At 47.0% G+C, this 14,189-nt stretch carries 15 protein-coding genes; 4 read left to right on the forward strand and 11 right to left on the reverse strand.

The features are described 5' to 3' along the window. The first annotated feature begins 61 nt into the window (after nucleotides 1-61). The 4 genes from HZC01_02360 to HZC01_02375 are packed head-to-tail and all read left to right on the forward strand — an operon-like array spanning nucleotide 62 to nucleotide 5,030. Nucleotides 62-1,525: a hypothetical protein gene (locus HZC01_02360; protein ID MBI5037522.1), complete on the forward strand. Its 1,464-nt coding sequence runs from the start codon at nucleotides 62-64 to the stop codon at nucleotides 1,523-1,525. After that, nucleotides 1,512-2,483, forward strand: a complete 972-nt coding sequence (locus HZC01_02365; protein ID MBI5037523.1) for a glycosyltransferase family 2 protein — start codon at nucleotides 1,512-1,514, stop codon at nucleotides 2,481-2,483. The genes HZC01_02360 and HZC01_02365 overlap by 14 nt, the downstream gene beginning before the upstream one ends. A 47-nt stretch (nucleotides 2,484-2,530) precedes the next feature. Beyond that, the gene (locus tag HZC01_02370) at nucleotides 2,531-3,454 is read left to right on the forward strand and encodes a flippase-like domain-containing protein (protein ID MBI5037524.1); all 924 of its coding nucleotides are present in this window, start codon (nucleotides 2,531-2,533) and stop codon (nucleotides 3,452-3,454) included. After that, the gene (locus HZC01_02375; protein MBI5037525.1) at nucleotides 3,441-5,030 is read left to right on the forward strand and encodes a hypothetical protein; all 1,590 of its coding nucleotides are present in this window, start codon (nucleotides 3,441-3,443) and stop codon (nucleotides 5,028-5,030) included. Before HZC01_02370 ends, HZC01_02375 begins: the two co-directional genes overlap by 14 nt. Here the strand turns inward: HZC01_02375 and HZC01_02380 are convergent. From HZC01_02380 to HZC01_02430, 11 genes are all read right to left on the reverse strand, one after another. Beyond that, nucleotides 5,017-6,993, reverse strand: coding sequence for a DUF2079 domain-containing protein (locus tag HZC01_02380; protein MBI5037526.1), 1,977 nt, complete (start codon nucleotides 6,991-6,993; stop codon nucleotides 5,017-5,019). The genes HZC01_02375 and HZC01_02380 overlap by 14 nt on opposite strands. Nucleotides 6,994-7,091: 98 nt before the next feature. After that, on the reverse strand, nucleotides 7,092-7,445 hold the full coding sequence (locus tag HZC01_02385; GenBank protein MBI5037527.1) for a hypothetical protein: 354 nt from the start codon (nucleotides 7,443-7,445) through the stop codon (nucleotides 7,092-7,094). Between the two features lie 108 nt (nucleotides 7,446-7,553). Beyond that, nucleotides 7,554-7,946: a hypothetical protein gene (locus HZC01_02390; GenBank protein ID MBI5037528.1), complete on the reverse strand. Its 393-nt coding sequence runs from the start codon at nucleotides 7,944-7,946 to the stop codon at nucleotides 7,554-7,556. A 23-nt stretch (nucleotides 7,947-7,969) separates the two neighbouring features. Continuing rightward, nucleotides 7,970-9,520 (reverse strand): hypothetical protein, encoded by a 1,551-nt coding sequence (locus HZC01_02395; GenBank protein MBI5037529.1) that lies wholly within the window; start codon nucleotides 9,518-9,520, stop codon nucleotides 7,970-7,972. Between the two features lies 1 nt (nucleotide 9,521). After that, nucleotides 9,522-10,898, reverse strand: a complete 1,377-nt coding sequence (locus HZC01_02400; GenBank protein ID MBI5037530.1) for an extracellular solute-binding protein — start codon at nucleotides 10,896-10,898, stop codon at nucleotides 9,522-9,524. A gap of 4 nt (nucleotides 10,899-10,902) precedes the next feature. Further along, nucleotides 10,903-11,778 (reverse strand): UTP--glucose-1-phosphate uridylyltransferase, encoded by an 876-nt coding sequence (locus HZC01_02405; protein ID MBI5037531.1) that lies wholly within the window; start codon nucleotides 11,776-11,778, stop codon nucleotides 10,903-10,905. A 154-nt stretch (nucleotides 11,779-11,932) separates the two neighbouring features. Beyond that, on the reverse strand, nucleotides 11,933-12,274 hold the full coding sequence (locus HZC01_02410) for a hypothetical protein (GenBank protein MBI5037532.1): 342 nt from the start codon (nucleotides 12,272-12,274) through the stop codon (nucleotides 11,933-11,935). 76 nt (nucleotides 12,275-12,350) lie between these two features. Continuing rightward, nucleotides 12,351-12,665 carry a nucleotide pyrophosphohydrolase gene (locus tag HZC01_02415; protein MBI5037533.1) on the reverse strand — a complete coding sequence of 105 codons (315 nt, stop codon included), beginning with the start codon at nucleotides 12,663-12,665 and terminating at the stop codon, nucleotides 12,351-12,353. A gap of 3 nt (nucleotides 12,666-12,668) precedes the next feature. Further along, on the reverse strand, nucleotides 12,669-13,478 hold the full coding sequence (locus HZC01_02420) for a protein phosphatase 2C domain-containing protein (protein ID MBI5037534.1): 810 nt from the start codon (nucleotides 13,476-13,478) through the stop codon (nucleotides 12,669-12,671). Then, complete coding sequence (msrB, locus tag HZC01_02425; GenBank protein ID MBI5037535.1) at nucleotides 13,475-13,858, reverse strand: peptide-methionine (R)-S-oxide reductase MsrB; 384 nt, start codon at nucleotides 13,856-13,858, stop codon at nucleotides 13,475-13,477. Before msrB ends, HZC01_02420 begins: the two co-directional genes overlap by 4 nt. Further along, on the reverse strand, nucleotides 13,830-14,168 hold the full coding sequence (locus tag HZC01_02430; GenBank protein MBI5037536.1) for a hypothetical protein: 339 nt from the start codon (nucleotides 14,166-14,168) through the stop codon (nucleotides 13,830-13,832). The genes msrB and HZC01_02430 overlap by 29 nt, the downstream gene beginning before the upstream one ends. Nucleotides 14,169-14,189: the final 21 nt, after the last annotated feature.

The following is a 14,189-nucleotide window of genomic DNA, read 5'->3' on the forward strand; positions in this document are numbered from 1 at the left end:
TTGTGAGTTCTGTGTGATTTGGCCAGCTACCCGATAAGATAGAAGAAAGTGACCGCACCCTATGCTCAATCGCGCTTTCGCCGCAGACATTCAAAAAAAACCGGCTCGTCAAAATGTCGTGATGAGGTTTGCCATTACCTTGTCCATTATTTTTTTTCTATTCACGTTATTGGCGCTCTTTACTGCCCAGCGTCATGTGAGTGAACTCACGGTGACGACTGGCTTCATGGTAGTCAACACCCGGGCCGTCAGTTTGTTGTTGGCCGCTATTTTTTTGGTGTACGCATTATTTTTTTGGAAATGCAGGCGCTCTGTTCAGGAAAAAAATGGATGGCGCTGGATATGTATTGGTGCCGTGCTATTTATTGCCATTCTCTTGGTAAGCCCGCCATTTCTCTCCGCTGATGTATACGGATATGTCGTGCGTAGTATTATAACCACCAACCACGAGATTAATCCCTACCAGATCGCACCTGCTGAATTAGGGTACAGCTCAATCGTCATCTGGCCTGAGCAAGTGATGCGATATGGCCCCGTGTATGTGCTCTATAGCCTTGGTCTAACTCGAGTAGCAGGCGATTCAATTGCCCTCAATGTAATAATCTATCGTCTAGCAAATATAGGTTGGTTAGTTCTCTCAAGCTGGTTGATATATAAAATTTTACTGGTTCGTTCTCGTGAGGCCGCTCGAATTGGCACTGCATTTTTTTTATGGAACCCTTTTATATTATTTGAAGTAGTTCACTCCGCGCATAATGATATTATGCTATTGGTTGCCGTATTGGGCGCACTTTTTTTGATTCAACGCCAACGGTACCTGTATGCAATTTGGGTATTGTTGGTTGGTGCTTTAATCAAATATAGCTTAATCGTTTTGATTCCCTTCGTTGTTGTCTTGATTTTTCGGCAGACGGCGATATGGTGGAAAAAGATTGTGACTATCATTGGCGCAATTTTGGGCGCCACTATTTTTACCGCTGTTGCGTATTGGCCGTTTGGCGGCTGGTCGTCAAATGTAGAAAATTTGCGAGGGGCATTTTATAGCCTTGAATTTATCACGCTGCCAAAAGCAGTGGTGTTAAGCTTGGTGCACCTGTTGGGCGATTGGTTTTCGCTTGATCCCGCGCAGCTTGGTTGGATGACGCGGAATGCCTATGTTGGCGTTTTTGTTCTCATTTTGCTGGCTGCCCTGTGTCTGCCTGGCCGTTCCTGGCGATTTGAAAGTTTAGTTAAGCGTTTTTTTTGGGTACTGCTGATGCTTGTGATGCTTCTCAGTATCAAGCTTAATATTTGGTATCTCGTTTGGATACTGCCATTAGCCCTACTGGTTGATAGCACAATCTATATTTGGAATTTTGTGCTCCTAACCGCTTTTGGGCTATTATTTTATAATGAAATGGGCGTGTTCGTTGTAACAGTTCTGCTCTGGATTTCGATGGTATTGGTTAAGCTATTTGATTTTTCTCAATTTCGCTTAGGTCTAATGCCGAAAAAATTGTCAGAAATTAAACATGATATCAAATAAAAAAATTGCAGTTGTTGTTCCGGCCCATAATGAGGCAGATCATATCGCCGAGGTAATACGATCAATGCCGTCATTTGTGGATCATATTGTTATTGTGGATGATTACAGCAGTGATCAGACAGTGAATATCGTTACATCCATGCAAGCAAGCGATGCGGGAGATCGCTGTATTATCTTACGGCATACGTATAATCAAGGAGTTGGCGCGGCGATCGCGACCGGCTATCGGTGGGCGAACGAACATCAGGTGCCGGTGACGACAGTGATGGCGGGTGATGGGCAAATGGATCCGGCTGAATTAGCACATATTATTGCCCCGGTGGTGGATGGTCAAGCGGAATATGTGAAAGGCAACCGGTTGATTTACGCTGATGTGTGGAATGTGATGCCGAAATATCGTTTTTTGGGGAATTCTTTTTTATCATTATTGACTAAAATTGCTTCCGGATATTGGAAAATGGTCGATTCACAAACCGGCTATACTGCGATTAGTCTTCAGACGTTGCAGCGGATTGACCTGAAGGCGCTGTATCCATCCTATGGGTTTCCTAATGATCTACTCGTTAAATTGAATGTCATTAATGCCCGCGTGGTTGAGATACCAATTCGACCTATTTATGCCGGACAAAAATCGGGCATACGCTTGAGCAGTGTCATCCCGAGAATATCGTGGTTGCTATTACGGGGTTTTGTGTGGCGGTTATGGGTGAAATATGTCGTGCGTGATTTCCACCCGCTTGTCTTTTTTTACAGCTTTGGCATTTTGTTTTTCAGCATTGGATCACTTTTCGGCTTATATCTGGTTGTGTATCGTTTAGCCGCCGGGCCCGTCTCCACCACCAGCGCATTATTTGCTTCATTATTTTTTATTTCGGGACTTCAGTCATTATTCTTTGCCATGTGGTTTGACATGGAGGATAATAAGGAATTATTTATCAAGCGAGACGATCGGCGATGATGAAGCGTGGACACATGATATTTGAGTACATAACGATTTAATCCAATATGCCGGTAACTCATTTAGTGAAGCGCGCGCTGCGGATTCTGATGGGAGTTATTGTGGCCGCTTCAATATGTGTACCACTATTTTCATATTGGACGGACGTACGTGCGGCATTTGTTCATTTGAAATTTGGCCATTTGTCCGTCGCGTTCATCAGTATGGTTGCTAGTTTTTTGTGGTTGGCGTGGTGCTGGCACCGTTTGGCCAAGCCGGGTGGATTTCAACCGGGTATGCGTCAGGCGCTGTTTTTATATTCTCAAACCGCGCTGATACGGTATATCCCGGGCAATATTTTTGGGCTGGCAGCAAAAGCTCTGATGATGCGTCGTTGGGGGGTTCGTCCGCAACAAGCCATGTATTTGATGGTGTATGAATCGGGGGTGCTCTTGTGGTCGGGTATGATTACTTTTTTTCTCGTATCATTTCTGATTCCAGAAACAGCATTATTGCGTTGGCTCATTGGCATTTTGTGTTTCGTGGCCGCTTTATTTCTTTTTTACCCGATGCGCTTTGTTCAATTATTATACTGGATTAAACCATCACTCTCAGTGCAAATCGTTCCCGATCAATCTCGAGTAACAACGGTACTCACCTATCTGGGGTACTGGGCATTAACGGGCCTGAGCTTTGCGTATGGTATTACCGCCGCAGGGGAAAGCATTCCTCATCACCTTCTGCAATCCATTGGCATTTTTGCCGTGAGCTGGGTAATTGGTTTTTTAGTGCTCATTACCCCTTCGGGCGTTGGCATTCGAGAATGGTGTATGGTACTGTTACTTCAGCAGTCAATTCCGATCGCCATCGCGATTACTATTGCGTTTGTAGCCCGCATTATTTTCATTTTCAGCGAACTGGTGGCATATGGACTGACTTATTTAATTGTATTTATTTCATCTTCTGATGTCAGAGCGCATGACAACATATGAACGCTATACCGTGTGGGCCGTTTCAATCGTGCTCGTGGTCGTAACCGCACTCCCATTTATTTTTGGCTATCTTCAGCGCCCGGTGGGCATGGTTTTTACCGGCCTGCATCATCTCGCGCCGGGGGATACCAATGTATTTCTTTCCATGATTGAACAAGTGCGACAGGGGGAAGGCGTTTTTATCAATTTGTTTACGCATGAGGAACAGGCGAGGGCGTTTATCAACCCGCTCTGGCTCTCAGTCGGGTGGCTTACTAAGATTAGTGGCATTTCCAATTTATTAGCGTTGCATATTGCCCGGTCGGTTTGGATACTCATTCTGGTATGGGTATTGTATAAGTTTTTGTCGTATTTTATTCGTGACCTACGTTGGCGACGTTGGGCTTTAGTCACGCTCAGTTTTGCCTCGGGATTGGGCGTATTCTTTAATCCATTTTTATTTGACGCGAATAATATCTATGAACATCCTACGGATATATGGATTTCTGAAAGTGTAACATTTCTATCTGCATTACACTCACCACATTTATTAGCATCGTTGACGCTCTTGATTCTCGTTATGTATTTAATGCTGCGAGCGTTTGATACAAACCTATCGCGGTATAGTGTAGGCGCGGGCATTGCTAGTTTTTTTCTCATCTGGTTTCATCCGTTTAATGGCCCAACGGTGTTCGGGGTGTTGCTGGTGTATATGGTTACTATGTTTATTCGGAGTAACCGAATACAGTGGCATTGGGTTAAGCATTATGTGGTGCTGGGGCTCCTGACCGCGCCCCCGGTTCTTTATTTGTGGTTTTTGGCACAGTATGATTGGGTAACCCGCAATTGGTCAGCCCAAAATATTTTATACTCACCCAGCGTTTGGATGTACCTGATCGGATTTGGCTTGTTAATTCCTCTGGCATTAATCGGTGGCTGGCGAGTGCTGCGGAATAAAGACCCGCGACAATTATTTCTGGTAATATGGGCCGTGGTGGCAGCCGTGCTGATCTATGTACCGGTTACTTTCCAGCGACGCATGTCCGAGGGAATGCAGATTCCCATAATAATGCTGGCGGTATTTGGCATAATATTTATATTGCAGCGATTGGGCAATCAATTAGCTCGGCTATGTGTGGTTATGGGGCTGATATTGTTTTTGCCACTGACTAATCTACAGATTTTAGGCCAAGAATTTTATTTGTTTTCCACCAAACCAGGATTGCCTTATTATTTACCACAAACCGATGTCGATGGCATGCATTGGCTCCGGGATCACGCGGGATATCGCGATATTGTTTTTTCCAGCTATTATATGGGAAATTATATTCCTGCCTATTCTGGCCGGGTGGTGTGGATTGGCCATGGGCCACAGACGATTAATTTATCATGGAAATACACTATTCAAGAATGGTTTTGGCGAGATAACTCTGAGGACGCCGAAAAAGAACACCTGCTCCGTTCGGACGACATACGCTATGTTTGGTATGGACGAAAAGAAATAGAGCTCGGGTCGTATGACCCTAGTCAGAAAGATTATTTACGACTCGTATATACCAATGCCAGCGTGCAAATTTTTGAGCTTATTCCAGAGTAATGGGAATCGGGTCGCCAATCATTGTCTCTTGAGCGATGTGCATAGCGGTTGAGCGGCCCGCATCCAACGTCATATATCCCTCGAGGGTCATGACTTGGAGCTGGATGGAGTTTGTGATATTGGCAAATTCATCAGGAATAGCAAACCAATAATTAGTCTGTACGATGTTGCCTGGTTCCCAGTCGCTGGTGGGGTAGATACCATAACCGAAGGGGTAGTATTTGTGGTAGACCGGGGTGCCCGTCGCATCATGTATTTGTAGGTCTATGAGATAGTCGTCAGTGATAGTCAGCGTCGGCCGCCAGTAGAGCTCAGTGGATATTACCCGTCCTGATGGTATGGCGATGGGGTTGGATTGTCCATGACGCCAGCCGACGAGCGTGAGCTGATCATTCAGTATTTGTTCAGTCAGCAGCGCATCGGTTGGCATTTCAGCGCCAATGGTGTATAAGATCGGGGGTGAATCATCGTTCGCTGGAGCGTAGCGAATGATGCTATCGGCTACCGTAGCTACCTGTAAATTATTATCCGCTATCAACGAACGTATGCGCCCCGCCCCTTCATCATAGTATTCTCCATAAGAGGAGATGGTTTGCGCCTGCAATTGGTAGACGATAAAGTCGCTGGCATCAATCACCAGGCTGGTGATGGGCCGCGGTATGACAAAGGGCGCGTTTGAGTATTGGCGGTGGCCGAGGAAAGCGTAATGTAGTGAATAGAGCCGATCGCGATCAGCGAGCGCCGGCAGCATATCAAAGCTGGCGACAACTGCGTCAGATTGGTTAACGGCGTTAACCACCTCTTGTTTTATTGTAACGCTGGCCTTGGTTTCAGCATTGGGCGTCGCGCGAGAGACTAGGCTCATCAGCGGACTTAAGGTGATAAACGAATAAAGGATTGCCGCGCTGGCCAGCACGGTAGGAAGCGGTTTGACCTGATTGAGCCAGCGAATTGGCCTCTGCAGGAATGCCGGGAACGGAGTGCTTAGTGCCACCACCACCGTGAGAAAGACAAAAGGGATTAGCAGGCTGGTATAATGGGTTTGGATAAGGATAGTGGCGCTAAAGGGTGCCAAAAAAAGCTGAAGTGCAACCAGGACTGGTACGAGGTAGTATTTCCATCTGATCAATGGAAGCGCAGCTAAGGGAAGCGTTAAGCCGAGAATCAGGAGAATATTATTTAAACTGACGATCTGTCCGAGCGGCAACCACGGCTTCGTCAGCACGGTCATCAGAATTTCCCGAGGAGTTTCTCCCAGCCATGAATAGAGTGAGATGAATTTATATCCGCCGGTTTGATTAAAATACCCAGCAATTTTTACTGCCGCAATAAACCATGCACCAGAGAGTACGATGGGCGTCAGTATCCAGTGCCATGAGCGTTTTTCGATACGCGCCAAAATGCCAAACATAATGACCACGAGCGCCACATCTTCGCGCACGCTGAGCGCTAGAATCGTCAGAATCAGAAACCATGAGAATTTTTTTTCAAAATACCAGTAGAGCATCCAGCCGAGAAGCGGAATGGCGAACGGTAGAATATGAAATTCAAACAGTGCAATATTAAAAAGGATCGGATAGAGCAAGTAGGCTCCGGCAATCAGGAGTGGGTAATTTCCTTTCAACCGCTGTCGGGCAATTAAGAACAGCGGAATAGCGCCACTGGCCAGGGCTCCAGCCTGAAGGATGAGCAGCATGGCGGTTGTGGGCCACATCAGATAGAGCGGAATTAGCGGCAGTATAAATAGCTCGACGTGATCTCCCAGATAGTTGTGCGGGTGCACCGTGAATTCAAATAATCGACCCTCGGCTGTATGGTGGAATACTTGCCCGTAGATTCCCAGATCGAGCGCATCAAAGCCGAAGTGATTGTATTTCTGGATGGCGACTAGTGAGACCGTTCCGGTCCAGATGATAACCGCGCCGATGACGAGCATCAGCCGGACGCGTGGTGTTATATACATATATATAGTATTGTACCGTGCTAAAACAGTAAAAACAAATCCCCGTCTCTAGCGAGACGGGGACTGTTTTATGGTTCGAGTATACTCGAATGCATGGACTAGTTGGTCAAGTCGTTGGTCTGAGAGACCACGAAGATGACGATTGCCCAAGCGAGCAAGACGATAATCAAACCAATAACGGCGGCGGAGATGACTTTCTTGGCTGAAGCGACTTTTTCTTCATTACCACCAGCGGTAATCCACTGGAAGCCACCGATTAAAATCATAATAACAGCGATCAAGCCGAGGAATCCTAATACCCACTGAACGACATTGATCACGGTTGACTCGAGGTCAGCGGTGCCGAGACCAAAAGTGGTTCCGAGCGTGCTGCCCACGTTCACCTGTGCTGATGCAACTGCTGGAAGAGCTAACACGGCAACGAGCGCGATGAGAGAAGCAAATTTTTTCATTGTATATTTCACCCCCTTTCGTTATTAAAGGATAATACGTTATATCGAATAATCAGACTTTTGTCAAGGATACGCACCTATTATACACAGTTTTCGCGAAAAAGTCAATCAGTTACCAAACGCCCCGCGGACTTCTTCGAAGATAAATTTAAGAATTGAATAGCTTAATGTTATGACCAGTATTCCCAGTGTCGCCCAAACAAGCGTGTCTTTTGCTTTTTTAATCCGTTCTGGATTGCCGGCAGATATGAGTAACTGGAAACCGCCCAGGATAAACATAAATAATGCAAAGACATCCACTGCCGCCAGAGCCAACTGCATAACGCGCAGCATAACATCTAGGAGATTGATTGGCTTATGATCGGCAGTTTCTCCAATCGGATTGGGGAGTGTCGGGCCTTCTTGGGCCAGGGCCGATGGTGCTGGCAACAAGGCAGAAAAAACCAGTACACTAGTAATCAGGGCAAACATGAGCAGATGAATTCGTTTCGTGGTTGTCATAGGTTCATTGTATCACTAAATAATTACGTACAGCCAGCCGCAGCGCAGGTTTGGTTAGCCCAGAATGTGTTAGGGGCGCCACCACAGGCGGCTTGGGCGTACCCATTAATGCATGCGCCATTAGCGTTCAAGACGTCCTTGCAGCACCCGGTTGTTGTGCATTGGACGCGGCTTGAACAGTTGCCGCCATAAAAGACACCGTTGCAATTATTGCGCAGGATACCGTCCGTACAGGTCGTGGCTCCCGCAAAGAGACAGCACCCCTCCACACAGGCAGGATTTGCGGCACAGGTGGTTGCTTCATTGTAATTATTAAGCGGATCTGGACAGGAGTCATTGACTGCGCCCGAGGTGCATGAGTTATTACTGACACAGCACCCGTTTACGCACTCCGCATAATTGGTGCAATCGGTCGAATCAGTGCTGAAGTATACGTTGCCCGCCCCGTATTGGCTGATGCACTGCCCTTTGGTTATTTCCGTATAGCAGGATTTAACATTATTCCAAGTCCCATCGGTTACTTTGCAGCAGCCGACGAGGCAGCTGTCATCATTAGGCGCTTGATTGCACGCCGCTGGATTCCACGAGCCCGTACAGTTAATTTTTCCCGAGCTGCATGAATCGCCTCCGACGCAGCAGCCGCTGGTGCAGTCATTTACTTGGGAGCAGTTTTGGTTTGGGTAGAAAGTGCCGGTACAGTTCGTATTATTGGAAGCGCTACAGGAATTGCCAGTAACGCAGCAGCCTGTGGCTGACGCGGTAGAGGCCTCACCCTCGACGGTTACGCATCGACCAGCGAGGTTGGCACAATTATTCACATCATGATCGGTGCCGGGATAATCGAGGCAACCACGGTCATTTGGATTGTAGCAGGTAGTAGCATTGGTATCTCGTGGCACACAACAACCAAATTTGAAATTGTCACACTGGGCAGGGAATTGATAACAAAATTGATTTTCGCCTTGCCAAAATGTTTGAAAAGCCGTCCCGCCGCCAAAGTATTGCGCCACATATGATGCGGCGCCTATTTGATCACACTCTTCTTTAGTGAGATCACTACAGCCTAATTCCGGCACAACGCAGCAGCCAGAACCCTCGGGCAATTGAGCTACTTCGCCGCCACCCCACCATTCCCTTTGAAAGGGTGTATTGGGGAACAAATTTGCGCTTCCCGTTAGAATTGACACGACAAAATATGACCAGGCCCAGGCGAGTATGGTTACGATCAGGACGCCCAGCACCACAGAGCCAATCATTTTTTTCCCTTCTTGGATTTTCTCTGGATTGCCTCCGGACTGAATCAGATTAAATCCTGCCCACATCATCATCAGGATGGCGATGTAGGGGAGAATTTTCAGGCCAACATTTGCCAGATTGACGAAGAGCTGAACAAAAGAATTGAGTCCGCAATCACCCTTGCTCGGATCGATACATTCCTGAGGGATGATAGTGAAACCCTCTTCATAGCGGGTGTATTCTTGGGCTAGCGCCGCCAGTGGGGTGGCCAGAGATAAGCCGAGGATAAATCCGGCCAGGATAAGGAAGATAAAATTATTTCGGCGAGAACGTTTCATGCTAATATCCTAATTGAATTTTTTGGGCGGCGGTTTTTACAGCTTGCTGCATGGTCGTTGGATCCTCGAGAGCCGCTTCGATCATTTCTTTGAATGCAGTATCCACGGCGAGTGGGTCGCGGCCATGATACCAACTTTGGGCGGTTAATGCCTGTTCTGCCTCGGCGGCCGTCTCCGGATTTTGCAACTGCTCCTGAAGGACCGATCGGACAGAGCTGGTCTGGTTAGTACTCTCAAGATATTGCTTCACTCGCGCCGGGCTGCTGATAAATTGCAGGAAATTCCAAGCTTCATTGGGGGCTTTGGTTTTTTTAGCCACTGTGTATACCCAATAATTTGCATAATTGACGTTGGCGTTTGGATCCACCTGGGGGATGGCCACAATGTCATAATCAACGCCTCGATTTTTTGACATGATTTCCGCTTCATTGTAACGATAGCCGAAGAAAAAGGCGAGTTCGCCTTGGGCGAATTGATCAAGGGCGTTGGGTTGTTCGGCGTTCCAGGTGTAGACCGCTTTTTGTGGGTTAGCAAAATCGGTATAGAAACGAAGCGCTTCAACCCCCGGTAGATAACTGGCATCGCTGGTCGCGGCACCAGCGAAACTGATGGTACTGCCGCGAGTCATCGTGGTTCCATTCTGGAGCATGAGCAGTGTCAGAATGTCTTGGGATCGAATGACGTTTTCGGTGGTACCGAGAGCGGTGGCAGCTCGCACGATATTTTGCTGCTCGTCTACGATGGTCAAGCGCGTCACGGCGCTGGTAAATTCGTTCCAGGTTTGCGGTGCTTGCACGAGGGTTGCTTGATTCAGCAGTTCACGATTAACATACATGACCAGCGTGTCGATACCCAAGGGTAATCCATAGACGGCATTGTCTGCTACGACATCGCTATAGACGACGTCGACGTAATTGCGTCGCACGTCATTGGCTGACAGGGACGTATCCGTCTGCATGGTAATCTGCGTTTCGGTTTTGAAGAGAACCTTCTTCTTGGTATAGTAAGCGACTTTTGTGGTTTTGGGGATTGGGGTAATGAATTCAGTCTTGTATTTGGTTATCCATGAAGCAGGGAGCGCGTAGATGTCTGGGCCGGTGTCAGTCGCCCAACCTTTCAGCAAGCGATCTTCATATTCTTCGTTGCGCAGCTTTGTGTATTTAAACGTAACGTATGGGTGGGCACTCGTGTACGCATCAAAGAGCGGCTGCAAGTCGGTAGTGTCATCAAACACCCCCCACACTTTTATAGTGACGGGCGTCGGGGTAACCTCTGACTGGGAACCGATAATAATAAAGACAACTCCCAAAATCACCAGGGCAATAAATCCAAAAAGTGCCAGTATGAAAATTTTTGATAATCCGCGTTGGTTATTCATGGGGTTAATCAGAAACCTTTTTCTTTAAATATGCGCGCAAGTCATCTCTCAGATCAGGTCGCTCTAGGGCGTAATCAATGTTTGCCTTGAGATATTCGAGCTTGCTGCCCGTGTCGTAGTAGGTTCCATTTTGTATTTCGCAAGCGAATACTTTTTCTTTGCGCATGAGGGCATTAATAGCATCAATCAGCCAGAGCTCATTATCTTTGCCCGGCTTAAGTGCATTGAGATGGGGAATAATGCCAGGGGTAAAAATGTAGCCACCGAGCAAACCTAGATCCGAGGGGGCGTCGGCTGGCTTAGGTTTTTCGACAATCGCCTTTATGTTGAAAATATTTTTTGCTACAAGATCAATATCAGCGATGCCATAATGATTGATGCGAGTCGGCGGAACTCGGAGCGCGCTGATGACCGTATTGCCATATTTATTAAAGGCATCAATTAATTGGCGTAAGCGCGGGGGTCGGCTGGCGATGAATTCGTCACCCCAGAGTACCGCAAACGGTTCGTCCTGCCCGATGACATGCTGAGCGCTGATGACCGGGGTCGCATTGCCATAGGGGCCTTTCTGGCGCACATAAATAAAGTTTGCCATCTTAGCTATGGCGCGTACTTCTTCTAGTTTTTCTGTTTTCCCAGATTCCTTAAGCTGTTTTTCGAGTTCGGGGGAGTAATCAAAGTGGTCTTCCAATGATCGTTTTTGCCAACTCGTGACGATAATAATGTCTGTGATACCTGAGGCCACCGCTTCTTCGACGACATATTGAATGATTGGCTTGTCAACAATTGGCAGCATTTCTTTTGGCTGCGCTTTTGTCACAGGCAAAAAACGCGTACCAAAACCGGCGGCGGGGATAATAACTTTTGTGACTTTTTTCATGGGATTTTTGTTTAGTACCGTGTTTGATTATATCACAAAAACCCATAAAAGTAAATCGCGACATTTTCCGATCTAGTCTAATATTGCAACTCTATGATTGTCGAACGTCAGCGGATTTTTGAGCAATACCCTTGTGGCGCGTATTATTTCTAAACTATTCCATTGATCGCGGCGCTAATTCCAGAAGAATCACCGATGTGATCCCTAAGGCTATACCAACGAGCTCCCACCAACTCAGCTGTTCTTTGAATAGTAGCCAGCTGACAATGGCAAGTAATGTGACATTAGAGATAACAAAGATTGTCGAGGCAACCGCAATATTCTTGTATTTAAAACTTTCAGCGAGAAAAACAAGGCCTCCCAAATAGATAATAAGCCCCATAACATATAATGGGCGGCGTTGAGATTCTACCCAGTACTTCATGACAATATCACCAACGGTAAGAATAGCCCCGCCAATGCCCAATAGTAACAATGGCAGCCAGCGTGTCATCATAGTGAAACAAGCATCATAATGAGCAGGCCAATGGCCACGAGGGAAATTAGAAGATACAGAATGTGCGCTCGTTGCATTATTTTCTTTCAAATCTATTAATATCTCGCGTATTGATTTTATTCATGGTATCGGCGAACGATTTGTCCAGATCGATCCCGAGTGAGTTAGCCAGACAGCACATATTGAAGAGCAGATCACCGAGTTCATTGCTGATACTGTTGTCCGCTTCATTGGCTTTTTTCTTTTTCATGCCAAAAGCATGATTGATCTCCCGAGCGATCTCGCCCATTTCCTCAGTCATCTGGGTAAGAATCTCATGGGGTGGCCAGTATCCTTCTTTGTACTGGCTAATCCAGGCGTGGGTTTGTTCTTGCATGTCGTGTATGGGCATAGTTTAAAATGTTAATGCAATAATACTAAAGTCGTCGTGGGGTTTGAGACGCGGGTATGTCCAACAGTGTGGATCGTTGTGTTCTATTTCGCGAATCGTTTTATGCAGCAGCTGAATGCCGCCGTGATTGTATAGTTCTATGTACGCATGCCAGTCATCCGAATCGTCAGGATCCTTTTTGGGGAATATCGCACCATCAGAAAAGAGGAGAATGGATGAAACATTGGCGAGCGACTCGGTGCCATGGTTCAATCGAGTTAATGCTTCGGGCTCACCTGAGAGAACTCCATAGGTTTTATTCATATTATATCGATTGGCTATCATCTGCGGCTGAGCCGCGCAAAAAAGGTCGGTGACACCTTGGGTAATCAACTTTTTATATAGATGGAGGGTGGGCAGGTCGTGCTCATAGTCAGGCGTCAAGAGTTTATAGGTATTGTTTGAATAAATGATGAGGATAAGGCTGTCGCTGATTTGTATCCAATCAAAAGAGTTTTGTTTAATTTCGACGGCCGCGATGGTGGTGCACCAGATTGATTTTTTGTTAGTTGCATCGACGTTTGCCCTGATCATCGCCTGACGCAAATTGGCGTTTGCTTGGGCTGCTTTTTCAAGTAATGAGTCGCCTGCTTTTGAGAATGTATCGTATGCCACGGTTGAAGCAAGTGCGCCGCCGGTCATGCCATCGGCATTTTTGTAGCCATCCAGACTGGTGGCCCCATCAAATATAGCAAATACAGGTTCGGCGAGCAGTAGACGGTCTTCATTCGCCCGTTCGGGAGTCCCCGCTTCAGTGAGGTGAGCAATTTTCATTTTTTTTGAAAATCAAGCGCGAGTGAATTAATACAATACCGCTGGCCGGTTGGTTTTGGTCCATCGGGAAAGACGTGTCCCAGATGGGCGCCGCATTTTGAGCACAGTACTTCGATACGCCGTGTGCCCAGCGAATCGTCAGCTTCCGTCCTGATGTGCGCCTGATGCGCCGGATCCCAGAATGACGGCCAGCCAGTGCCGGAATCGAATTTCGTAGCCGATGAAAAAAGTTCTTGGCCACAATTAACACAGACATAGATGCCGTGCGCTTTATTATTGAGCCACTTACCTGACCCGGGCGGTTCGGTGCCTTTGAGAAAACACACGTTGTATTGTTCTGGCGTTAGGTTGTTATTGGTGTTCGGGTGAGGTTGGTTCATTGGATTGAGGTTTATTGTTTAATATGCCTTTTGCCCAGCGACGGTCAATATAGACCATGCGCCACCACATTCGCCCGAGGCCGTAGCCAGCAAGGGCGCCGAGTGCCAATAACCCGATTTGGATAGCCGGATGGAGAGCGCAGCTGCCATACCACACGATCGTTCGGCCGGAATCAGTGGCCCAGCTCAGGTAGATCTCTTCAATCACGGCATGGGCCATAATTGAGAGCAGGAGTCCCAGCAAGATGCTGGAGATAATATACAGGCGATGTTTGAGCGGGGTTGGATTAAGGTTGGCGGTTAAGAACATACAAAAATGATATGAGTGAAT

Source organism: Candidatus Kerfeldbacteria bacterium (assembly GCA_016214565.1).
Taxonomy (GTDB): domain Bacteria; phylum Patescibacteriota; class Patescibacteriia; order UBA10025; family JAHIVO01; genus JAXDBW01.